We start from the raw sequence: 22,473 nt of genomic DNA on the forward strand, positions 1-22,473 counted from the left end.
GGCCGCGCCGACACTGATGGTCGGCGCGGCCCTCGGCGGTGTCCTGGCCCGGCAACGACCGGACGACTTCAGTCGCTCGAGTCCGAGCCGGAGTTCGATCCCGACCCCCGCCGCGAGCGCCCGGACGCCCGCACCAACTCACCCGCCGCGAGGGTCACAGCAGCCACCCCGCGCACCCAGCGCGGCCCACCTCGCGACGCCCACACGACACAGACACAACCACCGACGACGAGCAAGAGAACGCCGACCAGGACGAGCACGATCACGCCCATTCCCCCTCTTCTTCCTTCAAGGCAGAACGCAATCCTCCCAGCCCGCACGGGCGCCGATACGGCCGCACGGCTGCGGAACGCGGCCCCCCGACGCCATGGGGCCCGTCAAGGCATCCGCCAGTACTGCCTCTTCTTCTCGTCCCGTACGACAACGCCGAGCCTCAGCAACTCACCACGCAACTCCCGGGCGTCGTCGGCCTCCTGCTCCCCCTTCTTCCGCGCCGCAGCACGGGCCCTCAGCAGCGGGTCCGCCCCCTCCGGCAGCCCAGGCGTCCCAGGAACCCAGAGCCGGAACTCCTCCCGGTACGGATCCTCGTCCGCCCAGCGATAACCATGTTCGGCGAAGGCGCCGGAAACCCGCTGCCAAGACAGCCCGCAATCCTCCCGCGCAAGCTCCATGCCGTCCGCCCGGAGCAGCACGAGCTGCTTGCCGTCCCGCGCCACGAGACCGATCTCATCGTCCTCGAACTCCTGCGAGGCATCCCTGATACCAAGAACCACGCGACTGCGAGAGACGCTGACCGACAGCGACTCATGCACTGCGACACCCCCGACCACCAGCCCCAGCAGCGCCCCCACCGCAACACCCCCCAAACTCAGCCACGGCTCCGGAACAGAGGTCAGCAACTCGGCCGGCCCCTTGAACGGCGCCCAGGGCAACGTCACGAGCCACCCCGCGAGAACGGTCACCAGCCACCCGATCCCGACCCCGCACCCCACACAGAACAGCGCGAGAACCCAGGCCGACTCAGCGATCACGGTGACGTCGCCATCCGCCGCCCCACCCTTCTCCGAAAGATCCCCCGTGTCCCTCATGTCCCCCGTACCTACGCGTCTGGTCTCCGACTCCACACCGCCGAGTCTGAAGGGCAGCCGTACGTGCTGTCGTCGGCCGATGGTCTACGGGGGCTGCGACTTTGGTTGGCTTCGGTGACGGCCGCCCCTACGACGCCGTCATGCGGTGCTCCAGAAGGCCAGCGCCTTGCTGATCAGCTCGTTTGCGGCTTCCCCGTAACACGCGGCGTCGCTCAGGGCGTTGAACGCCTTGTCGTGGAGGGCGAGTTCGTCCGGATCGGTGATGTCCACCCCGGTGGAGACGAGCTCATAGTGAGGACAGGTCGATATCGCGAAGAAGGCGCTCCATCTGTCCACGCATCACCACCGGCCCACCGATGTTCGTGTACAGGGCCTGTTCGCCGAGGATCACGTCGTAGTGATGCTCACCGTCGTACAGCACCTGCTGCCGCTCCATCCGCTTGGCAACGCCACGGCCGAAGCCATGTGAGACGTCACCCGGCTGTGATGGCCGAGTACGTCCAGACATCCGCTGGGATCTCGTGCTTCAGCTCCCAGGTGATCGCCATTGGCTTACTGCCCGTGTGTCCTTTGTACTCGGCTGGGCCGAGCAACATCCACGGCTGGGCTCCGCCGATGTCCGTGGATTTGTAGCGGCGTACGAACAGCAGGACGTGGCTTCCTTCGGCGGTGTGATGCTGGTAACGCAGGCCGGTGGGGGAAGTGGCTGAGGTCTGGTTCTGGGACTCCCAGTGGAAGATCGTCTCGCTCTGGGCGTAGTCGTGATAGCGGGTCTGTGGGGAGAAGTCCTTCTCGTCCTTCTCGAGCGTGATGAGGAGGGCGTCGGTTTTGATTGACTCACACCATTTCACGCCCTCGCGGAAGTCCCCCGGCATGAAGCCGCCGATGGAGGACTGGCCAAGGGCGGGGAGGATTTCTTCGCGACTGTAGGAGGCGTGCACCGTCAGGGGGAGGCCGCTGGGACCGCCGATTCCTCGCAGTGGGATTGGAACGTGCTCGGTGTGCGCGAGGTTGTACGCCAGTACCTGGCGCAGCTCGCTGCGGAAGGCGTGCTGCTTGCGGAGAGTCGCGAACCCAGCGTTATATGTCGCAAAGCCCTTGCGGGTGATGCCACCCAGGGGCCACAGCTGGAAGAAGAGCATGCGGGCGTAGGCCTGATCCTGTTCGTCGAGCTCGTTGTAGGGAGGCGCGTCGTCTTCCAGCATGCGCGTGTACGCCGCTACCCGCAGAGGGTCATCCACGTGGAGGAAGGCGGGAACTCGCTTAAGCAGAGCAGCTTCACCTTCCGGCGCCTCACCCTTCAACAGACCAGAACGGCGAAGCAGCCCAGTCCATGAGTTGCCACTGCCTTTGTAGAGCTCCTTGACGTCACGGCCACTCTCGTGGAGATAGCGGTCGAGCTGGGGCTCTGCGTAGTCGGCTACCTCGCGTGCCAGTGCCGTGACGTTAACCCCGATTTGTTCCTTGACGTTGGCGATAATGGTCTTCTTGGCCTTCTCCTCAAGGATGATCTCGCAGCCAGACGGAAGCTGCGGAAAGTCATGCTCGATGTGGTCCAGGAGCCTCTTGCGGGTCAGGTTCGTCAGAGCGCGGAATTGGTTCTCGAAGCGGAATTCCTTACGGTGTTGGCCGATGAAGTCCAGCACGGTCAGCACGGCCTTGCCCTCGGTGCGGCGGAGACCACGGCCGAGCTGCTGAAGGAACACGGTCGAGCTGGAGGTGGGCCGCAGCAGGAGCAAGGTGTCGACGTCTGGGATGTCTAGGCCCTCGTTGAAGAGGTCGACCGAGAAGATGACCTGTAGCGCACCCGACTTGAGGTCAGCGAGTGCCTGCTTACGTTGGTCCGCCGGTGTCTTGCCAGACAGGGCAATGGCGTTGAGGCCCGCCGTACAGAAGGCCTCCGCCATGAAGTGGGCGTGATCCACGGAGACGCAAAAGCCAAGCGCCCGCATGGTGGCCGGCTCGTTGATCTTTTCCTCAACTGCCTTCACCACCAACTGCGCACGCGTCGTGTTCCCGGACAACGCATCGCTGAGGGCGTTTGCATCGTACGTTCCTCGCTTCCACTCCACAGTGCTCAGGTCGGTGTTGTCGCTGGTGCCGAAGTAGTGGAAGGGGCTGAGGAGTTCGTTCTCCAGGGCCTCCCACAGTCGCATTTCAGCAGCGATCCGGCCATCGAAGAACTCGTCCTGGATGTTTTTGCCGTCCATGCGCTCGGGCGTGGCGGTCAGGCCCAGTAGTTCCAACGGCTCGAAGTGGTCGAGGATCTGCCGATACGTCGGTGAGGTGCCGTGGTGGAACTCGTCGATCACGATCACATCGAAGTGATGAGGAGCGAGCCGATCCAACGCCCGCGCGTTCAGCGACTGGACACTGGCGAAGACGTGCGTCCAGCGTTCAGGGATCTCTCCGCTGTGGAGCGATTCGCCGAAGTTCGGATCTACCAAGACGTCTTGGTACGTCCGCAGAGACTGCTGCAAGATCTCCTTACGGTGGGCCACGAACAGCAGTCGCAGGTCTCGACCATGCTTCTTACGTAACTGCTTGTAGTCGAGCGCAGCCATCACCGTCTTGCCGGTACCCGTTGCCGCCACCAGCAGATTCCGGTGCCGGTCATGAACCTCACGCTCCACTTCCAGCCGTTCCAGCATGTCGCGCTGATGCGGATACGGTCGTACCTCAAGACCGGACAGCGTGATTCGGCGCTCTGCCGCGGCGGTTGAGGAGGTGCCTCCCGCGATCGCCAGCGCTTCCTGCAGGCGGCTGCCGTCAGCGTCCGGGTCGTACAACTCGAAAGACGGGTCACTCCAGTACGCCTCGAAGGTTGCCTCGAACTTCCGCAGTACGTCGGGCGTCGCGATGGAGGACAGTCGGACGTTCCACTCCAAGCCATCGAGTAGTGCAGCCTTAGAGAGGTTGGAACTACCGACGTACGCCGTGTCGTAGCCGCTCTCACGACGGAACAGCCATGCCTTGGCGTGCAGTCGCGTTGACCGAGTCTCGTAGTTGACCTTGACCTCGGCGTTGAACTCCTGCACCAACCGATCTAGCGCGCGCCGCTCGGTTGCGCCGATATATGTAGTGGTGATGACACGTATGGGCACGTGGCGTTCACGAGCAGCTTTCAAGGACTGCTCGATGATGCGCAGCCCGTGCCACTTCACGAAGGCGCAGAGCAGGTCGACGCGGTCAGCGGTGGCGAGTTCGGCACGCAACTCGAAGCCCAGGCTGGGGTCTTCCGGTGCGTTGGTGATGAGAGCGGTGTCGGATAGCGGGATACCTGGGCGTACGGCGAAGACTCCAGGAGCCTCCTGCCGGGTCAGCGCGAGGAGTTGGCGAGGTCCGTCGGCCACCAGGTCCACCCACTCCTGTGCACCTTCGAGCGTGCTGACGGACTCCAGGATGTGGTTGGCCGCGTACACCCGCTCGTCGGACGGGAGGCCCAACAGCACGCGCCGTACTGTCCGTGCGACGTGCCTTGCCAGGACGTGAGGAACGGATTCAGCTCCAACCGAGTCACTGATGGCATGCCATCCGAGGTCTGAGAGCTCCTTAAGCTTCTGCTCACATCGCAGCGTGATGAGCTCCTCATACACGCCCGCGACAGGCTGTGACAGATCCCCTGGCTGGGTCACGCTGGGCCACCTCGATCGCTCTCTTGCCACCACGCCCAGTTGTAACAGACGTCACTGACAAGTCCACCGGGATGGAGGCGATCACAGGTGGATGAGTCGATCAACTCTCGATTCTGAAGTGACAGAAGTGATCAATAAGATCCAGTATGTCGCTATGGGAGAGCGAAGGATCGGTCACATAGAAGGCATTGCCCCAGGTGCGGAGTACCGCCGCCGGATACCCCTGCAGCGCGCCAAGCTGCATGGCGACAATCAGAGGGGGATCTCTTGGCTTGCGGACCCGGACGACGGCAGCGATGTCGCCGACGCCATCGTCCTGCACGGCGGATACGAGGACGATGAGGACCACTGGACCTGGGTTCGGTACACGGGGGCCTCGCGCGATGCGGACAAGTACAAGTCGAATGGAGTTACAAAGCTCCTGACCAGTCAATCTTGGGCATACCAAGACAACGCAGCCCTGAAGCGGAGCTACGAGCGGGGGCACCCTATTCGGATCATTCGTGGCTGGAAGGGTGACCCGCGGTACTCTCCGATCGATTGCTACAGGTACGACGGCCTGTACAAGATCACGGAGATCCGTACGGCGATATCGAAGTCGCCCGCACCAGATGGCACGCCTATCGAGATCTGCCAGTTTGACCTGGAGCGTCTCCCTGACAAGCTCCAAGATCCGACCTCGGTGGAACGTCAGATCTCTGACCTGCTGGAGCGGCAGGAAGAGGTGCAGCCAGAAGAGTTGGCGCCCCTGGAGGATGAGATTGAAGAGGGGGCGGAGGAAGAGCTCCTACAGGAGGAGAAATTCCCTGAGACGCGTTCTGCACGAGTGCAGCGTCTGGTGCGCGACGCTGCAGTGATAAGGAACGTGAAGGCGCTCTACGACGGAGAATGTCAAGTGTGTGGCCTGCGTCTGCTGGGCCCGGATGAGAAGCCCTACAGCGAGGGTGCACACATCCGTCCACTCGGTAAGCCGCATCGAGGCCCGGACGTGGAACCGAACGTCCTGTGCCTGTGCCCGAACTGCCATGTGCGGCTCGATATTGGAGCCATCGTCATTGAGGACGATTGGTCGATCGTCGTGCGCGCGGGGGCGCTTGGCGGAAACGTTCGGCCAAAACTCAAGAGGCATCGGAAGCACAAGATCCACCTGGACTACGTCCGTTATCACCGCCAGCGGTGGCAAGGGGGAGCTTGACCCCAGCATGGAGTAAGCCACAAACCTGCCCCGACCCACACCACCAGCACACCGCCCCCTGCTGCGGCGGCCCAGTCACAGCCCGCCTCCGTTCGGCGTGCCGGAGGGGGTTCACCCGTACCCTTGGGGCCGCCCGCTTCTTTGCAGTGTCGTGCTTCCGCGGCCCGCGTCAAGGGCGCTTCACTCCGCTGCGCTGCGTTCCGCGTCGGCTGCGCCGATGGCCCTGCGGGCCACCCTTGACCCGGCCCGCTCCAGCACGGGGGAGAAGCGAGCGGGCGGCCCGGAAAGGTGGGGGCTCAGGTTGGTTTGCGGTGGGGTTGGCCGCATGGCCGGCCGGGGTTGGGGGCGCGTTCGCGTCTCGCCTGCACGCCGGGTTGGCTCAGCGGCATTCCGTCGGTGGGTGGGGCGCGGTCGGTTGTGGCGGCACGCTGGGGCGGCTTGGCGGTTGGCGGTTGGCGGCCGGTGGTCGCGGGGTGGGTCCTGAGGGTGAGTTGCGCGCCGTCAGGGCGTTGGTGATCGGGAGGCGCGTGGCTGCTGGACGGAGTCGCCCAGCCTGGCCGCTCGACCCGCTCGACCCGGTGATCGACGGAATGCTGCCGTAGGGCGTGGAGGGCCCGCGCGAGGAGCGGCATGCCGCGAGGAGGAGTTTCGGACGGCTGTCGCGGAGTGCGGCGTGAACGACGTTTCCTATGTGCCATCGTCGACCGGCCGACCTTCGGCGGCACTCTCATCGAGACCGGCACCGACTCCTACCGGCTCGCGCATGCCCAGCAGATCGAGGCCGCCGCCGGCCGTGGTCACTTTCGCCAGAACAGGTGGTGCGTCACGCCGCTCGGGCTGGGTACGACCTCCAGGTGGAACCGGTCGCGCAGCTCATCGGGGGACTCCCAGAGTCGTAGTCCGGACCCGAGCTTCACCGGCGAGACCGCCACATGCATGGTGTCGACGAGGTCGGCGTCGAGGAACTGCCGGATGGTGGTGACCCCGCCGCCGAGCCGGATGTCCTTGCCCTGCGCCGCCTCCCGCGCCTGTTCGAGGACCGTGGCCGGGTCGCCGTCGACGAAGTGGAACGTGGTGTCGGAGAGCGTGAACGAAGGACGCTTGTGGTGGGTCAGGACGAACACCGGGGTGTGGAACGGGGGCTCGTCCCCCCACCAGCCGCGCCACTCATGGCCCTGCCAGGGCCCGCGCTGGGGCCCGAACTTGTTGCGGCCCATGATCTCGGCGCCGATGTTGTGGGCGAAGTCCCGTGTGAAGTAGTCGTCGAGGCCCCGGCTCCCTCCGGGGTCCGAACGCATGGGCCAGCTCGCCGTGGCGCCGGCCCAGGCGAACAGCCTCGCCGGGTCGACGGCGTGGCCGAACGGCCGCTCAAGGCTCTGGTCCTCACCGGCACCGATGCCTTCACTCGAGACGGCGAAGTTCTGGACTCTCAGTAGCTGAGTCACCTGTTCCTCCAGTGGTGTCGGACAACGGTGGTGAGACTCTCCGGGCCGGGAAAACTCATCGCTGCCTGTGTCGTGACCGGTCAGAAACCGGCTACCTGGTGTCCTGACCTGTGAGGTTTGCGGGGCTCGGGAAGTCTGCCAGTCTGCCGTCGTGAGTGGACGTCCGCCGCCCCTGCGGATAGTCCCCTTTGTTGGTAAAAGGGCATTTTGCTCCACCGCCGCGACGTGCCTCTGGGAGACACGGTCCGTCGAAGACGTCCAGCGCTTCGTCGACACGGCTCTCGGGGACTCGAGCGTGAACGTCTGCTACGAGGTCGACTCGGAGAAGGCATTCGCCGACCGTCCGTCCGGCATGAGGTCGCCGTCGGCTTCTGTCAGCTGAAGACGAACGATACGAGGGGTCAGTGGTCGTCGGCGGTCAGTGGGTGTCACGACCGATCATTGGACTCGCTCGCCGCAGGTCCTGCGCGACAGCGTGCCCCTCGCATCGTTCAGCCGGCGTCCGGGCCACGGAGACGTCAGCCCTGCGGCTCCGCCCCGTGGCAGGCGCCGTACGGCTGCCCCGAACCACACCAACACCCCACCCCCCGCTGCGGCGGCCACGCCACCGCCCGCCCCCGCGCCGCCAGCGTCGTCGCATACTGCGGCAGCAGGGTCGCGTCCTCCGGCGACGCCCCCTCCGAGGCGGCGAAGGCCTCGTACGAAGGGACCGTTCCCGTCACGATCCCCAGGTTCGGGGTGCCGGAGGAGGACAGCTCCCGCAGGGACGCCTCTATCGTCGCCAGGTGCTCCTCATGGGAGGGATAGTCCACCGCGAGGGACGGGTATGCGGCGACCAGTTCCGTCAGCTCGGCTGCAGTCCAGTGCAGCACCGCCACCGGGAAGGGGCGGGACAGGGCCTCCCGATACGCGCCCAGTTCCGCCCGCAGCCGGGAGATCTCCGCCTCCAGTTCCGCCGGGTTCTCCGAGCCGAGGGACCAGACGCGCTTCGGGTCGTGGAGTTCGTCCAGGGAGATCGGCATCGAGTGGAGGGTGTCCGCCAGGATGTCCCACTCGTCGTGGGCCATGCCCAGCATGCGGCGTACGCGATGGCGGCCGAACAGCAGCGGATGCGTGGAGTACGGGGGCTCCGGTACGTCCGTGAGGAGCAGGCGGGCTCCCTCCGTGAACGTCTCCTGCGCCTGCTCCAGCTCGTCGTGCGACTCCAGGGCCTCCGCGACGATCACCCACGGGGCCGGGTCCCGGGGGGAGGCCGCTCGGACGCCTTCGATGATCGCTCTCGCCTCCGCCTCGTGGCCGTACTCCCAGAGGTTCGATGCCTTGAGGGCGCGTACCAGGTGGGGCTTCTCCAGGCCGGTCGGCGAGGACAGCAGGCGGTCGTAGAGGGTGCTCGCGGCGGGGCGGTCGCCGGCCAGTTCGAGATGGGCCGCGGCCTGCAGCAGCAGGGCCTCGGCGTCCTCGGGATAGAGGCCGGCGGTTCGCTCCAGGCGTGCCGCTTCGGTGGTGTGGTCGACGTTCTCGGCAGGCGTGTCGGGGCGCATGAGGGACACCGTACTGCCGTGGGGTGACAAACGGAGAGGTACCCGCAGGCCAGCGCCGCCGGGGCTACCCGTCTTCGGAGCTGCCTCGTGCCGTCGCGAGTTCGATGCCTCGGACACGGCGCAGCCAGCCCATGAAGAGGCGCAGTGCGATGCCGCATCCCGCGCACCAGCCCCAGCCCTCGGTGAGGAGAGTGTGCAGACCGTCCTCGTGCTGGATGTAGACGACCTGGGTGCCGACAGCCGCCGCGATGAGCCCATTCGTTCGGGACTCCGTCGACAGCAGCCAGTCGACCGGCAGCCACAGGGGTGCGGCCAGGTCTCGGAGGCGCATGCGCAGGGCTGCCCAGAGGAAGCCGAGGGCGTAGAGCATCCTGCGGCGGGGGGAGAGGACGATGCCGTTCCCGGGATCGCCTGCGAGGATCGCGGCCCACTCCTCGCGGAGGTGGGCCCTGCGCCGTCCGGCCACGAAGGAGGCGAAGTCCAGAGTGCGGTGGACGGTCCTGCCCGGCCGACGGGCCGTCTCCCTGGCCCTGGGAGGGGCTTCCTGGGGCTGCTCCTCCATTGCCCCCGAAGGGTTGCGCAGCGCGGCGATCATGAGACCGACGGCGGCGGACAGGACCGTGACTGCCGTGGCCCCACCGAAGACCCAGCCGCCGGAGAGCATGTGCTGGGCGAACGTCGACTCGGGGACGAACACCTTCACCCCGTAGCCCACGAGCAGGAAGATCGCCGTTGCTGTACCCGTCAGCACGGGCGTCAGCACGGCGAGAACAGCCCACAGTCCAGGGCCGGGGGGCTGGTCCAGCGTCTGGCCCAGGGGCTCTTCGCGCTGCGGTTCGTCGCTCACGCCGTGCCCCCCTCGGTCCCCAGCCGCACGCCGAAGAAGCGGGGCTTCCGCTCCTTGGCCTCGCGGGCCGCCTGCTGACCCAGCGCCGTGAGTTCGTAGTAGTACCGCTTGGGCCGCCCCGGGTGCTCGCCGGTCTCCTCGTACCGGGTGACCCAGCCCGCGTCGACCAGGCGCTCGAGGATGGGGTACACGGTCCCGGAGCCGAGATCGGCCTGCTCGCAGATCTTCAGGCCCCAGGCGGGGTCGTCGGGGGTGGACGCCAGCAACACCTTGATCACCTCAAGTGTTGGGCGTGTAAGGCGAATTGATGCCATATCACGAGTGAAGCATCACGTGGAGCATATGTCGAGTACGACAGTCGGCCACGGCTGTCGTACTCGACGTCCGAGGGTGGCGTGGCGAGAGACGCCTAGATCACCACCCCGTCGATCTGCAACGTCTGCACCGCCTTCGCCGCGAACGGCACCGCCACCGACTTCCCGCTCAGGGTCGTGTTCGAGTACGCCCGGTACCGGTCCCCGCCCGTCGTCACCGTGTTCCAGCGCGGGACCAATCCGCCCGAGCCGCCAGAGACTGTCGTAAACCGGGACAGATCGAACGTCAGGGTCTGGGCTGACGTCGACGTGTTCACCGCGACGATCACCAGGCGGCGCGCCGACGCGTCGTACGCCGCCGTGGCGTAGCTCACGCCCGTGTCGAGGATCCGCATGCCCGGGCGGATGTGGCGGCTGAACTGGGCCATCACGTAGTACTTCGTCTGGACGGTCGTCGGCTGCAAGGTGTTCGCGTCGTACGCGATCATCGCCCAGCCCGTCGACGGGTCCATGACCTGCCAGTAGCACCAGGCGGTCGGGTGCAGCCAGCGGAAGTCGTAGCAGAGGTTGGAGGCCATGGTCAGGCCCGTGCCGTCGCTGTCCCCGGTCTCCGAGTTCCAGAGCTTCTTGCCGGACGTCGTGACCACGTCCGTGTAGAGGAGGTCCCTGCGGCCGCCCGAGCCCTGGTAGCCGTGCACATTGACCTGGTTGACCAGGGCCTTGGTGGAGGAGCCGAAGGAGGACCATGTCGAGCGGGCTGTGTCGTAGTTCGTTTCGTCGGACGCGGCGATCCTGATCCCCGTCAGGCCTCGCTTGTCCAACTCGCTGCGCATGTACGGGAGTACGGCCGCCTGGACCGCCGGGTCCATGTGGCAGCCCTCCTGGGTGCCGGTGGCGGTCCACCAGGTGGAGGCCGGCTCGTTGAAGGGGTCGACCGTCGCGAAGTTCACGCCCCAGTTGTTCTTGGCGTACAGCGCGGTCGCCGCCAGGTGGGAGGCGTGCTGGCGGTAGTTCCAGGTCTGGAGGTTGTTGCCGCCGCCCGCCGCGCCGGACGGGTTGTGGTTGGAACACATCCACCACATCGGCGAGTTGGCGAAGAGCTCGGTCGTCGCGCCGCGCTGCGTCGCCTTCTGCAGCATCGCGCGCTGGTTGGCGTCCGCCGTCCAGTCCCAGGCGGAGGACGTGGGGTCCTCGTTGTTCCAGTCCTGCCAGAAGCCCTCGATCTGCTTGAAGCCGGGGATGTTGGGCGACTCGACCATCGCATCGCCGTTCACGGTGTTCCAGCTGCACGCGCCGAGGTTGTAGCGGGCGATGTTCAGACCGAGGCCGGGCAGGGTCGTGCCGTTGTACGTCACCGAGTTGGTGGTGAAGAAGAGGTCGGCGAAGTCGTTCCGGCTGCCGAAGACGTTGGCCCACCAGGCCAGGGATGTGCCCCAGCCCTCCCAGGTGCCGTACGACGTGCCGGGGTTGACGGCGATCGTCGCGTCCGCGTGTGCGGTGCCCGTCGCCAGGGCGCTCCCGAGGAATGCGCCGCCTGTTGCCGCCAGCAGAGTTCTGCGTCGGATCATGACTTCTCCGCTTTCGCTCAACGGCCGGTCGTCGTCGAACCGGCGTCGTGGCCTGTCCCGCTGATGCCGACAGGAAGCATCGGGTGTGGCGCATGAGGTTGTCGAGGGTTCCGACAGCCCTTTCTCAAACCTGTGGAGGAAGTGTTCGGGGTGCCGGACACCCACCTTGCGCGAACCGGCCGCGCACGGGTCTGGAGACCTTTCGCCCCGGCCCCTATCGTGCGGGCGGCCCCGGTGGAGGAGGCTCTCGGATGGTGCGGGTTCGCGTCGTGCGGCACAGCGGTCTTCGGCGGCGTGCCGTGCGGCGGCGGGTGGTGTGGGGTGGTGGCGAGGTTCTCGTCACCGTCGGGGTGGTGCTCCTGCTGCTGGTCGTCCATCAGGTGTGGTGGACCAACCAGGAGGCCAGAGCGGGCGCCGAGCGGGAGGTCAGGGCACTGGAGCGGGCCTGGGACGGGGGAGGCGGCGACTCCGGTACGGCCGTACCGGCGGCTACGACCGCGCCCGCGCCGGCGTTCACCGGCTCGTCCGAGCAGCCCGGCGGCAGCCGACGCCGGTCCGCCGCCGCCCCCGGCCCCGCACCGGCGCCCGACTGGTCCCAGGCCTACGCCATCCTCACCATCCCGCGCCTCCACCTCCGCGTCCCCGTCGCCGAGGGCGTCAGCAAGAGCGGTGTCCTCAACAAGGGCTACGTCGGCCACTACCCCGGCACCCAACAGCCGGGCCAGGCCGGCAACTTCGCCCTCGCCGGGCACCGCAACACCCACGGCGAACCCTTCCGGTACATCAACCGGCTCGCGCCCAAGGACACCGTCCGGGTCGAGACGAGCAGCGCGACGTACACGTACGCCGTCGACAAGACGCTGCCGCGGACCGCCGCCCACGACGGAAGCGTGATCCGGCCGATCCCGCGCTCCACCGTCCGGCCCGGATACGGCTACGACGACCCCGGCTACTACCTCACCCTCACCACCTGCACGCCGGAGTACACCTCGAAGTACCGGCTGGTGGTGTGGGCCGAGCTCGTCTCCGTGCGGCCCCGGTAACATCAGGACGAGCACCGTGCGCGAGGAACCAGTCGTGCGCGAGGAACGAGCCGTACGAGGGGAGGGGCACCGATGACGCACAAGTGCGCGAATCTGCGTCCCGCCGCCGTGCTGCTGCTCCTCTTCCTGGAGATCGCGCTCCTCGACACCGGCAGCCTCTCCGCGACCGTCGCGCTCGCCGCGACCGCCGCCGCCGGTTCCGCGTTCGCCGTCTGCTCCCTCCTCGCCTCGCGCGCAGCGCCCGCCGTGCCGCCCACCCGGGTGCGTACGGCCATCCGCGACCGGGCCCGCCGTACGGCCTTCCTGCCGCAACGCGATCCCGACGCCTCGGGCCGGCCACGGCCCAGGGCACCCGGGCACGCCCTCTCGGCGACCGTCGCGTAGGGCACCCGCACCACCGGAGTTCCGCCCTCGCTCGGTTCGTCATGCCGCATGTCCTGTTCCGGCACGACGAGACCCCCGGAGGGCTCACCCATGTCCGTTTTCGCCGACCTTGTTCAGCAACTCGCCGACCTGCTCCACCCGCTGTTCGGCGCGACCGCGGCCGCCGCCGCGATCGTCCTGTTCACCGCGTTCGTACGGCTCCTCGTCCACCCCCTGTCCCGCGCGGCGGCGCGTGGGCAGAAGGCCCGTACCGAACTGCAGCCGAAGATCGCCGAGCTGCGGAAGAAGCACGCGAGGAACCCCGAGAAACTGCAGAAGGCCGTGCTCGACCTGCACGCCGAGGAAAAGGTGTCGCCGCTGTCCGGCTGTCTGCCGAGCCTGTTCCAGCTGCCCGCGTTCTTCCTGCTCTACCACCTGTTCTCGAACACGACCATCGGCGGGCAGGCGAACGAACTGCTCACGCACCAGCTGTTCGCCGCGCCCCTAGGCGGCCACTGGAAGGACGCGCTCGGCGACGGCGGTGTGTTCGGGGGAGCGGGGCTCGTGTACGTCGGGTTGTTCGTGGTCGTCGCCTGCGTCGCCGCGTTCAACTACCGCCGTACGAAGCAGATGATGGCCGCGAATCCGGCGGTGCCGGTGGTCGACGGTGAGCCGGTGCCGGGGATGGGGGCCGTGAGCAAGGTCATGCCGTTCATGTCCTTCTTCACGCTCTTCACCGTGGCGGTGGTGCCGTTGGCGGCCGCGCTGTACGTGGTGACCAGCACGACCTGGAGCGCGGTGGAGCGGGCCGTGCTCTATCGCTGACCCGGTTCACGGTCCCCGAGGGCACCTACGGTCCAGTACGTGAACCAGGTATTGCGGGATGGCCGTAGAGCTTGGAGGATCGACCAGTCCTCCGATGGCTGCACACATCGGTGGGCGCCCCGCGATCGAGGGAGATTGTGATCATGAAGCTGCTGCGAGTCGGTACGGCTGGAGCGGAGCGCCCTGCGCTGCTCGACGCCGAGGGGACCCTGCGGGACCTGTCGGGCGTCGTGCCGGACGTCGACGGACCGCTGCTCGCCGACGACGCCGCGCTCGGCCGGATCCGCGCCGCCGCGGACGCCGGTGAGCTGCCCGCACTGGACGCGACCGGGCTGCGGGTCGGACCGCCGCTGGCCCGCATCGGCAAGATCGTGTGCATCGGCCTGAACTACCACGACCACGCCCGCGAGACCGGCGCCGAGCCGCCCGCCGAGCCGGTCATCTTCTTCAAGGCCGCGGACACGGTCGTAGGCCCGAACGACACCGTGCTGGTGCCTCGCCGGTCGACGAAGACCGACTGGGAGGTCGAGCTCGCGGTCGTCATCGGGCGTACGGCCCGGTATCTGGAGTCGGCCGAGGAGGCGCTCGCGCATGTCGCCGGGTACGCGGTGGCGCACGACGTGTCCGAGCGGGAGTTCCAGATCGAGCGGGGCGGGACCTGGGACAAGGGGAAGAACTGCGAGACGTTCAACCCGCTGGGGCCGTGGCTGGTGACCTCGGACGAGGTGCCGGACCCGCAGAACCTCTCGCTGAAGCTGTGGGTCAACGGTGAGCTGAAGCAGGACGGGACGACGGCCGAACAGATCTTCCCGGTGGCGGAAGTCGTGCGGTATGTCAGCCAGTTCATGACCCTCTACCCCGGTGACGTCATCAACACGGGTACGCCGGCGGGGGTTGCCCTGGGGGAGCCCGAGCCGAAGCCGTTCCTGCGGGCCGGGGACGTTGTCGAGCTGGAGATCGAGGGGCTCGGTCGTCAGCGGCAGGAATTCAAGGATGCCTGAGGGGCGGGGAGCTGCGGTGATGCGGCGGCCGCGGCTTCGTCGTGGCTTGTCGCGCAGTTCCCCGCGCCCCTGAGAGACGCAAGACAAGGGCGTTGCCCTTACTGCTTGCTCAGGAACTCCTCCAGCGCCTCCGCCACGAACCTGTGGTCCTCCAGCTGCGGCAACCCGCTCACCGTCACCGACCCGATGACCCCGACCCCCTCGACGTTGATCGGGAACGAGCCCCCATGGGCCGCGTAGGTGTCCGGGTCCAGGCGGGAGGACTCCTCGAACGTCGTGCCCTTGGCCCGGAAGCGGGCGCCGACGACGTACGACGAGGCGCCGTAGCGCTCCACCACCCGGCGTTTGCGGGCGATCCACGCGTCGTTGTCGGGGGTGGAGCCGGGGAGGGCCGCGTGGAAGAGCTGCTGGCCGGCGCGGTGGATGTCGATGGCGACCGGGGCCTGGCGCTCGCGGGCCATCTCGACCAGGAGGGAGCCGAGGGCCCAGGCGTCGTCGTAGGTGAACTGCCGGAAGACCAGACGGCGTTCCTGGGCCTCCAGCTCCTCCAGGGGCGGGGTGAGCTCCGGGTGGAACTTCGGGGTGATCTCCGGGTTGTGCGTCTTGTGCGTCGTCACAGCGTCACCGCCAGTCCGTCACGGGCCGAACGGCGGGCCGCTTCCAGTACGTCGAGGGCGGCGGCCGCTTCCAGGGCCGTCACCGGGTTGGGGCCGCCGTCCAGCAGAGCCTTTGCCACGGCCGCATAGTAGGCGGGGTAGTCGCCGGGGAGGGTGGGTTCGACGCGGCCGCCGCCCGTCAGGGGGGAGTCGCCGGAGCCCACTCGGCCCCACATCGACTCGGGTTCCGTGCCCCACTCGGCAGCCGTGTCCGGGCGCTGCCCTTCCCGCAGTGCCGCCTCCTGCGGGTCCAGGCCGTACTTCACATAGCCCGCCTTCGAGCCCAGCACCCGGAAGCGGGGGCCCAGCTGGGCGGTCGTCGCGGAGGCGTAGAGGTGGGAGCGGACGCCGCTCGCGTGCGTGAGGGCGATGAAGGTGTCGTCGTCCGTCTCGGCGCCGGGGCGGCGGAGGTCCGACTCGGCGTAGACCTGCGTGACGGGGCCGAAGAGGACCAGCGCCTGGTCGACGACATGGCTGCCGAGGTCGTACAGCAGACCTCCGATCTCTGCCGGGTCGCCGGACTCCCGCCAGCCGCCCTTGAGTTGCGGCCGCCAGCGCTCGAAGCGGGACTCGAAGCGCCATACGTCGCCCAGCTCGCCTTCGGCCAGGAGCCGGCGCAGGGTCAGGAAGTCGTTGTCCCAGCGGCGGTTCTGGAAGACGGAGAGGAACAGGTCGTGCCCCTCGGCCAGCGCCGCCAGCTCACGCGCCTCGGCCGCCGTGCCGGCGATCGGCTTGTCCACGACGACCGGGAGGCCCGCCTGCAGAGCGGCGGTCGCGAGCGGGACGTGCGTCTTGTTCGGGGACGCGATGACGACCAGGTCGAGGTCGGCGGCGCGGGCGAGCAGCTCGTCGGGGGTGGTGACGACCCGGACGTCCGGGTGCTCGGTGCGGGCCTGCTTCTGCCGTTCGGGGTTCGACGTGACCACCGTGTCCAGGGCGAGCCCCTCGGTGGTGGCGATCAGCGGCGCGTGGAAGACGGAGCCTGCGAGGCCGTAGCCGACCAGGCCGACGCGGAGGGGAGTAGCACTCATGCCGCCCACTTTCGCAACGCTGTTGCCAAAGTGCAAGCGCCGGGGACAATGGGCGTCGTGAACAGGACGAAGGGCGGTGCCGACGGTGGGGTGGCGGGCGCCATGAAGGGCGGCACGGGCGGGGCCACGGGCGGCGGAGCTGTCGACGGCGCCGCGCGGCGGAGCCGCGATTCGATGCAGCTCGGCGCCCTGCGCAGTCACAACGCCGCGCTCGTGCTCGACCTGCTGCGCACGGCCGGCCCCGAGGGCATCAGCCGGCTCGAACTCGCCGAGCGCACCGGCCTCACCCCGCAGGCGGTCAGCAAGATCACCGCCCGGCTGCGGGAGGACGGGCTCGCGGCGGAGGCGGGGCGCCGGGCGTCCACGGGGGGCAAGCCGCGTACGGTGCTGCGGCTGGTGCCGGGGGCCGGGCATGCGGTGGGACTGCATCTGGACCGGGACGAGCTGACGGCCGTGCTCTGTGATCTGACCGGTGCCGTGGTGGCTCAGCGCCGGGCCCCGCTGGATCTGGGGGCCGGTGCGGAGACGGTCGTCGAGCGGGCGGTGCGTGAGGTGGAGGAGTTGGCGGACGGGGCCGCCGGGGCCGCCGGGCCGGAGGGGTCCGGCGGGAGCGGCCGTCGACCTGGTGCCGTGCTGGGTGTCGGCGTCGCGCTGCCCGGGCCGCTCGACCATCGGCGCGGTGTGCTGCACCGGGTCACCGGGTTCCCGGAGTGGAACGGCTTCCCGCTGCGGGACGTGCTCGCGCAGCGCCTCTCCCTGCCGGTCGTGGTCGACAAGGACACCAACGCCGCCGCCCTCGGGCTCGCGGTCGGGGGAGCGGCCGGGGCCTTCGCGTCCTTCGCCTACCTGCACTTCGGCGCGGGGCTCGGCGGCGGGCTCGTCATCGGGGGAGCGGTGCACCGGGGCACCCGTACGGGAGCCGGGGAGTTCGGACACCAGGTCCTCCAGCTGGACGGGCCGCCCTGCGGGTGCGGCAACCGTGGCTGCGTCGAGGCGCTGTGCCTGGCCGCCGTGGCGCGGGGCGAGACGGCGGAGGCGGCCCGTGTACTCGGCACCGCGGCCGGCAACCTGGTCGCCCTGCTCGACGTCGACCTCGTCCTGCTGGGCGGCCGTACCGTCGCCGCCGCGCCCGAGACCTTCGTACGCGGGGTCGCCGCCGTCCTCGACGAACGCGCCCGGCGCGCGGGCGGGGACGCCGTACCGGTGCGGGTCGCCTCCAGCGGGGGGCGGGGGGTCGCCGAGGGGGCGGCTCAGCTGCTGCTGGCGCCGTTGTTCGGGCGGGCGGAGGGGTGAGGGGGCGCCGGCCCTGATCGCCGGGTGGTGATGGCCGTGCCCTGATCGCCGGGTGCTGATGGCCGTGTACTGCTCACCGTGCGCTGATCGAGGGGACTTGCCGGGGCCGTACGGAATGGTGCCCTCCGGAAGCCGCCCCCACCCGGCATGGTCATGTGTTTATGCGACTGCACTCACCCGTTCCCTTCTGCCTCGCAGCAGCCGCCCTCCTCGCCGCAGCGCCCCCGGTGCGCGCGGAACCCCTCGCCGCGCTCCCCAGCTGCGCCACCGACGACGGGGCCTTCCCCCTCACCACCCGCCTCCACGGCGGCCCCGCCTCCTACGCCGCCGGCGGCGGATTCGGCACCTGGTACCTGGACCTCACCAACACCACCGGCCGCACCTGCACCGGCATCCACCCCGTCGTCGTCCTCGTCGACGGCAAGCGTGCCCTCAAGCCGTCCCAGCCCCGCCTGGAGTTCTACGGCACCCCGGACGGCACCCCGGACGGCAGCCAAGACAGCGGCCCGGAGGACGCCCGCCCCCACCCCGTGCGCTTCGAGACCACCGACGAGGACGAACTCGTCGGCGCCTTCGGCGGCTCGCGCGGCTTCCCCGGATTCACCGTCGGTCCGGGCAAGACCGTCTCCGTGAAGGTCCGCCTCGCCATCACCTCGGACGCCGTACCGAACCACGTCATCGCCAACGCGGCCGTCGTGCAGCGCCACGACCGCGACGGCGACTGGGTCGGCCAGTCCAACGACTACCGCTTCACCATCGAAGCCGACCAGGTCGACCCGGCCGACCCGACCGATGCGGCCGACGCGACCGACCCGGCAGGCCGGGACGCCTCCGCCGACCCCGCAGCCTCCGCCTCCCCGGGCCCCTCGGCCACCCCCGGCACCGCCCGCAACCAGCTCACCCTCGCCGACGAACTCGCCCGCACCGGCCCCGTGTCGCCCAACGGCGCCACCCTCACCGCCACCGTGGCCATGCTCCTGGCCGGCGCCGCGCTGCTGGTCGCCCGGAGGCGCCGCTGAGCCGGACTTCCCGATGAACGGTAGGAAGCCACTGGAAACTGACCGTTCCCTGAAGATCGGGCCTGTGCTTAGGGTGGGGCTCACGCAGCACGCACGGCAGGAGAGCGCGAACATGCCAGACCGCAAGCCCATCGAGTCATGGCTCACCGACATGGACGGTGTGCTCATCCACGAGGGTGTACCGATCCCCGGCGCCGACGCCTTCATCAAGAAGCTGCGTGAGTCCGGCAAGCCCTTCCTCGTCCTCACCAACAACTCGATGTACACCCCGCGCGACCTGCACGCCCGGCTGAAGCGCATGGGCCTGGAAGTGCCGATCGAGAACATCTGGACCTCAGCGCTGGCCACCGCCCAGTTCCTCGACGACCAGCGCCCCAGTGGCTCGGCGTACGTCATCGGCGAGGCGGGCCTGACCACCGCGCTGCACGACATCGGCTACATCCTCACCGACCACGAGCCGGACTACGTCGTCCTCGGTGAGACCCGCACCTACTCCTTCGAGGCCATGACCAAGGCGGTCCGCCTGATCAACGACGGCGCCCGTTTCATCTGCACCAACCCCGACGAGACCGGCCCCTCCACCGAGGGCCCGCTCCCGGCGACCGGTGCGGTGGCCGCGCTGATCACCAAGGCGACCGGCAAGAGCCCGTACTTCGCGGGCAAGCCGAACCCGCTGATGATGCGCACCGGCCTGAACGCCATCGGCGCCCACTCCGAGACCAGCGCCATGATCGGCGACCGTATGGACACCGACGTGCTGGCCGGCATGGAGGCCGGAATGCAGACGTTCCTGGTGCTCACCGGCCTGACCCGGCCCGCGCAGATCGAGAACTTCCCGTACCGGCCGTCCAAGGTCGTGGACTCGATCGCGGACCTCGTCGACCGGATCTGACTGCGGCCGATAGCGGCTCCGCCGCGTGGCGGCCGGCCCGGAACACGACCCGTACGGAGCAGTAAAGGCCCCACTGAGGATGCGGGGCAGGTGCCCCGGGGGGAGTCTCCAGGTATCTGGAGGTTCACGATGGGATCACTGCGGGTCACTCTCTGTGCGATCGCCGCCCTGGGCGCGGTCGCCGTCACTCCGGCGGCCTACGCGGCGGACGGGGGTGTCTCGGTCAGTCCGTCGTCCCCCCGCCCCGGCGGCGACATCGCGCTGCGGATGAGCGGCTGCGCGCAGAAGACGGCTACGGCCGCCTCCACCGCGTTCGTCGCCGACGCCCGCCTCACCGCCGGAGCGGACGGCACCCTCGTCGGCGACAGCCGCATCCGTTCCACGCTCACGGCGGGCACGTACGACGTGAAGGTCGCCTGCGGGGACACCTCCCGCACGGGCGCCGTCACCGTCGTACGGCAGGGGGCGCGGTCCTCGGCCCCCGCCTCTCCCGTGGCCCCCGTCCCCGGCGGCGGCGGTGGCACCGCACACGCCGCCGCCGTGGACGCCCGCGCGGCCGGCCCCGGCACGGCGCACACCGTGACCGGGCTGGTCCTCGCGGGCGTCGCCGCCATCGCCGTGGCGCTGCGCAGCGCCCGCCGCAGACGCGAGCCCCGCTGACCATGGCCGACCACGAACGCCCCGCCTACGGCGGCCGCCTCCTCATGGGCGTGGCCTGGGTCGTGCTGCTGCTCGGGCTGTGGCTGTGGGGGCGGGAGGCCGACGACGTACAGCAGGGCATCTCCGCGCCGGTGTCGGGCGACGTAGCGGCCGTCGGACGGCCACCGCAGCTGGAACTGCCGGCCGCCGCACGGCCGTTGGGGGACGCGCTGCCGCAGCGCCTCGACCTGCCGGACCTCGGTGTGCAGGCACCGGTCGTCGCCCGGGGACTCGCCCGGCAGGGCGCCATCGATCCGCCGCCCTACGACCAGGCCGACGCCGTCGGCTGGTACGCGGCCGGGGTGAAGCCGGGAGCCGCCGGGGCCGCGGTGCTGGTGGGGCATACCGGCACCGACACCCGGCCCGCCGTCTTCCACCGGATCAGCGCGCTGAAGCCGGGCGCGACGGTGCGGGTGCTCCGCGACGACGGCAAACTCGCCGAGTTCACCGTGGACGACGTCCAGGTCGTCGCTCGCGACCGCTTCGACGCCCGGCAGTCCTACGGCGCCCACCGCTCCGGGCGGGCCGAACTGCGCCTGATCACCTGCGGCGGCACCTTCGACCGGGCGACCCGCGGCTGCACGGCGAACGTGATCGTCTCGGCGTACCTCACAGGCACGGGGCTGTGAGCGACCCGGGGCGCACCCGGCCCGGTCGACGACCCGCTCCCCCGAAGTCGCCGACCGGGCCGGTCCTCGACCGCGCGCGCACGGGCTGCGGGAGTAACCCGGTGACCGGCGCGGGAGGCGTTGTGTGACCGGAGTGGGGACTGGTCCGACCGGGGGCTGGGGTGGTCCGGAGAAGACTGTAGAACGGATGACGGGCGAGGCCCAGAGGAAGGTGAAGGGCGTACTACGCGCGTCCCTCGCCGTCCGCTCCTTCCGCCTCCCGGCGCAGCGCGGCGTCGTCCGCGACCGGGTCGATGACCGCCTGCGCGACCCGGTCCAGGGGCAGCCGATGACGGCGCGCGTACTGCCGCATCACCACGAAGGCGCGGTCGGCCGGGGGTGTTCCAGCGCTCGGCGAGCATCCCCTTGGCCTGCTCGATGAGCACCCTGCTCGACAGCGCCCGCTGCAACTGGTCGGCGACGGTGCGGCATTGAGCATTTTCAACGTTGCCTCTCCAGGGTGAGTGCGGCCTTGGCGATTGACGTCATGCGGTTGGGGCTGATCCGGGGTCTTCGGAAGATTCGCCAGGACTTCAGCAGTGCCATGCCCCGTTCGACTGGTGCCCGGGATGTGGCCAGTGCCCGGTTGACCGTCTGCTGTGTTGGGGAAAACTGCCCGCCGGGCGGTCGTCTGCGCCCGGTGGTGACCCAGGGGCCGGCGCCCCGGTAGGCGCGGTCGGCCAGGGCGGGGACACCTTGGCGTTCGCAGATCCGGATGATCCGGTGAGTGCGGGCCGCGGTCAGGTCGTGGCACCGGCCCGGCAAGGCCGGCGAGATCCACAGCACCTGCCCGGTCGGGTCGGTCACGACCTGTACGTTCACGCCGTGGCGACGGTGCTTGTGCGAGTAGTCGGCCCGGCCGTCACCCACCCGGTCGCACTCGGCGAGTGTCCCGTCGAGCAGTACGTACTGCGGGTCGTGCTCGCGCAGGACCTTGAGCAGGCCCGGCGCCCGGGCGGCCAGGAGGCCGATCACCGCGGTGGTGTAGGCGTGCGCGGTGCCGACCGAGATGTCGAAGCCGGCGGCTATCTGGGCCAGGGTGTCGTGCTTTCGCAAGTACACCAGAGCGACGAGCGCGCGTTGGTGCGGCGGGAGCTTGCAGCGGCGGTCACCCTCGCGGGTGACGATGAGCATGGTGACCCACTCGACCAGCGCATGAGGCAGGTCGAGTGCGGCAGGATAGGAGACCAACGAGGCACCTGCGCTGATGAGTTGAGACTTCGAACACCTCCCTCAACGGCACGGGTGCCTCATGCGTTGCGCTCTCGCCGCCGTCACCCCATCGGTGGCCACCCTGAAAACGCTCACTGCTCGGACCGTTGCCGGGTGCGGGCCTGCCGTCAGCGGCGG

24 protein-coding genes and 1 pseudogene are annotated in these 22,473 nt (G+C 69.1%); 11 read left to right on the plus strand and 14 right to left on the minus strand.

Annotation, left to right across the window (positions count from 1 at the left end; genetic code table 11):
- Positions 1-68: 68 nt before the first annotated feature.
- The 5 genes from ACTMVF_RS04870 to ACTMVF_RS04890 form a co-directional block, all read right to left on the minus strand.
- Positions 69-272: a hypothetical protein gene (locus ACTMVF_RS04870; RefSeq protein ID WP_441269695.1), complete on the minus strand. Its 204-nt coding sequence runs from the start codon at positions 270-272 to the stop codon at positions 69-71.
- Between the two features lie 105 nt (positions 273-377).
- Positions 378-1,088: a YqeB family protein gene (locus ACTMVF_RS04875; protein WP_441269696.1), complete on the minus strand. Its 711-nt coding sequence runs from the start codon at positions 1,086-1,088 to the stop codon at positions 378-380.
- Positions 1,089-1,226: 138 nt separating this feature from the next.
- Positions 1,227-1,358: a hypothetical protein gene (locus tag ACTMVF_RS04880; RefSeq protein WP_441269697.1), complete on the minus strand. Its 132-nt coding sequence runs from the start codon at positions 1,356-1,358 to the stop codon at positions 1,227-1,229.
- Positions 1,359-1,374: 16 nt separating this feature from the next.
- Entirely contained in the window at positions 1,375-1,524 is a 150-nt protein-coding gene (locus tag ACTMVF_RS04885; protein ID WP_441269698.1) for a Scr1 family TA system antitoxin-like transcriptional regulator, read from the minus strand.
- A 37-nt stretch (positions 1,525-1,561) separates the two neighbouring features.
- Complete coding sequence (locus tag ACTMVF_RS04890; RefSeq protein WP_441269699.1) at positions 1,562-4,723, minus strand: DUF3427 domain-containing protein; 3,162 nt, start codon at positions 4,721-4,723, stop codon at positions 1,562-1,564.
- A gap of 118 nt (positions 4,724-4,841) precedes the next feature.
- Between ACTMVF_RS04890 and ACTMVF_RS04895 the strand changes: the two genes are divergently transcribed.
- Both ACTMVF_RS04895 and ACTMVF_RS04900 read left to right on the plus strand, forming a co-directional pair.
- On the plus strand, positions 4,842-5,918 hold the full coding sequence (locus tag ACTMVF_RS04895) for a YDG/SRA domain-containing protein (protein ID WP_441269700.1): 1,077 nt from the start codon (positions 4,842-4,844) through the stop codon (positions 5,916-5,918).
- A gap of 681 nt (positions 5,919-6,599) precedes the next feature.
- A pseudogene (locus tag ACTMVF_RS04900) lies at positions 6,600-6,680 on the plus strand (IS21-like element helper ATPase IstB); the annotation flags it as partial.
- Positions 6,681-6,715: 35 nt separating this feature from the next.
- Here ACTMVF_RS04900 and ACTMVF_RS04905 read toward each other — a convergent pair.
- From ACTMVF_RS04905 to ACTMVF_RS04925, 5 genes are all read right to left on the minus strand, one after another.
- Positions 6,716-7,363 carry a dihydrofolate reductase family protein gene (locus tag ACTMVF_RS04905; protein WP_441269701.1) on the minus strand — a complete coding sequence of 216 codons (648 nt, stop codon included), beginning with the start codon at positions 7,361-7,363 and terminating at the stop codon, positions 6,716-6,718.
- Between the two features lie 518 nt (positions 7,364-7,881).
- Entirely contained in the window at positions 7,882-8,904 is a 1,023-nt protein-coding gene (locus ACTMVF_RS04910; RefSeq protein WP_441269702.1) for an SEC-C domain-containing protein, read from the minus strand.
- Between the two features lie 64 nt (positions 8,905-8,968).
- On the minus strand, positions 8,969-9,751 hold the full coding sequence (locus tag ACTMVF_RS04915; RefSeq protein WP_441269703.1) for a hypothetical protein: 783 nt from the start codon (positions 9,749-9,751) through the stop codon (positions 8,969-8,971).
- Entirely contained in the window at positions 9,748-10,029 is a 282-nt protein-coding gene (locus ACTMVF_RS04920; RefSeq protein WP_441269704.1) for a PadR family transcriptional regulator, read from the minus strand. Before ACTMVF_RS04920 ends, ACTMVF_RS04915 begins: the two co-directional genes overlap by 4 nt.
- A gap of 131 nt (positions 10,030-10,160) precedes the next feature.
- Positions 10,161-11,633, minus strand: coding sequence for a glycoside hydrolase (locus ACTMVF_RS04925; RefSeq protein ID WP_441269705.1), 1,473 nt, complete (start codon positions 11,631-11,633; stop codon positions 10,161-10,163).
- A gap of 251 nt (positions 11,634-11,884) precedes the next feature.
- On the opposite strand from ACTMVF_RS04925, the gene ACTMVF_RS04930 reads away from it, so the two are divergent.
- The 4 genes from ACTMVF_RS04930 to ACTMVF_RS04945 all read left to right on the plus strand — a co-directional run bounded on the left by ACTMVF_RS04930 (position 11,885) and on the right by ACTMVF_RS04945 (position 14,865).
- Entirely contained in the window at positions 11,885-12,676 is a 792-nt protein-coding gene (locus ACTMVF_RS04930; protein WP_441269706.1) for a class E sortase, read from the plus strand.
- Between the two features lie 72 nt (positions 12,677-12,748).
- Complete coding sequence (locus ACTMVF_RS04935) at positions 12,749-13,060, plus strand: DUF6412 domain-containing protein (protein WP_441269707.1); 312 nt, start codon at positions 12,749-12,751, stop codon at positions 13,058-13,060.
- A gap of 90 nt (positions 13,061-13,150) precedes the next feature.
- Complete coding sequence (locus ACTMVF_RS04940) at positions 13,151-13,864, plus strand: YidC/Oxa1 family membrane protein insertase (protein WP_441269708.1); 714 nt, start codon at positions 13,151-13,153, stop codon at positions 13,862-13,864.
- Positions 13,865-14,007: 143 nt separating this feature from the next.
- Positions 14,008-14,865, plus strand: a complete 858-nt coding sequence (locus ACTMVF_RS04945; RefSeq protein ID WP_302000451.1) for a fumarylacetoacetate hydrolase family protein — start codon at positions 14,008-14,010, stop codon at positions 14,863-14,865.
- Positions 14,866-14,963: 98 nt separating this feature from the next.
- On the opposite strand, the gene ACTMVF_RS04950 is transcribed toward ACTMVF_RS04945, so the two are convergent.
- Complete coding sequence (locus ACTMVF_RS04950; RefSeq protein ID WP_441269709.1) at positions 14,964-15,482, minus strand: heme-degrading domain-containing protein; 519 nt, start codon at positions 15,480-15,482, stop codon at positions 14,964-14,966.
- A complete protein-coding gene (locus tag ACTMVF_RS04955) occupies positions 15,479-16,552 on the minus strand; it encodes a Gfo/Idh/MocA family protein (protein WP_441269710.1) in 1,074 nt (357 codons plus the stop codon). Before ACTMVF_RS04955 ends, ACTMVF_RS04950 begins: the two co-directional genes overlap by 4 nt.
- Positions 16,553-16,600: 48 nt before the next feature.
- Here ACTMVF_RS04955 and ACTMVF_RS04960 point away from each other — a divergent pair, with 48 nt between their 5' ends.
- The 5 genes from ACTMVF_RS04960 to ACTMVF_RS04980 all read left to right on the plus strand — a co-directional run bounded on the left by ACTMVF_RS04960 (position 16,601) and on the right by ACTMVF_RS04980 (position 21,084).
- Positions 16,601-17,845 carry an ROK family transcriptional regulator gene (locus ACTMVF_RS04960; protein WP_441269711.1) on the plus strand — a complete coding sequence of 415 codons (1,245 nt, stop codon included), beginning with the start codon at positions 16,601-16,603 and terminating at the stop codon, positions 17,843-17,845.
- A gap of 155 nt (positions 17,846-18,000) precedes the next feature.
- Positions 18,001-18,864, plus strand: a complete 864-nt coding sequence (locus ACTMVF_RS04965) for a hypothetical protein (protein WP_441269712.1) — start codon at positions 18,001-18,003, stop codon at positions 18,862-18,864.
- 112 nt (positions 18,865-18,976) lie between these two features.
- Complete coding sequence (locus ACTMVF_RS04970; protein ID WP_441269713.1) at positions 18,977-19,756, plus strand: HAD-IIA family hydrolase; 780 nt, start codon at positions 18,977-18,979, stop codon at positions 19,754-19,756.
- A gap of 129 nt (positions 19,757-19,885) precedes the next feature.
- Positions 19,886-20,416, plus strand: coding sequence for a hypothetical protein (locus tag ACTMVF_RS04975; protein WP_441269714.1), 531 nt, complete (start codon positions 19,886-19,888; stop codon positions 20,414-20,416).
- A 2-nt stretch (positions 20,417-20,418) separates the two neighbouring features.
- Positions 20,419-21,084: a class F sortase gene (locus ACTMVF_RS04980; RefSeq protein ID WP_441269715.1), complete on the plus strand. Its 666-nt coding sequence runs from the start codon at positions 20,419-20,421 to the stop codon at positions 21,082-21,084.
- 223 nt (positions 21,085-21,307) lie between these two features.
- Here ACTMVF_RS04980 and ACTMVF_RS04985 read toward each other — a convergent pair whose 3' ends face one another.
- Both ACTMVF_RS04985 and ACTMVF_RS04990 read right to left on the minus strand, forming a co-directional pair.
- Positions 21,308-21,442, minus strand: coding sequence for a hypothetical protein (locus ACTMVF_RS04985; protein WP_441269716.1), 135 nt, complete (start codon positions 21,440-21,442; stop codon positions 21,308-21,310).
- A gap of 122 nt (positions 21,443-21,564) precedes the next feature.
- Entirely contained in the window at positions 21,565-22,314 is a 750-nt protein-coding gene (locus ACTMVF_RS04990; protein WP_441269717.1) for a transposase, read from the minus strand.
- Positions 22,315-22,473 lie beyond the last annotated feature (159 nt).

The sequence above is a fragment of the Streptomyces sp. SD31 genome, from assembly GCF_052068475.1.
In the GTDB taxonomy this organism is placed as follows: Bacteria; Actinomycetota; Actinomycetes; order Streptomycetales; family Streptomycetaceae; genus Streptomyces.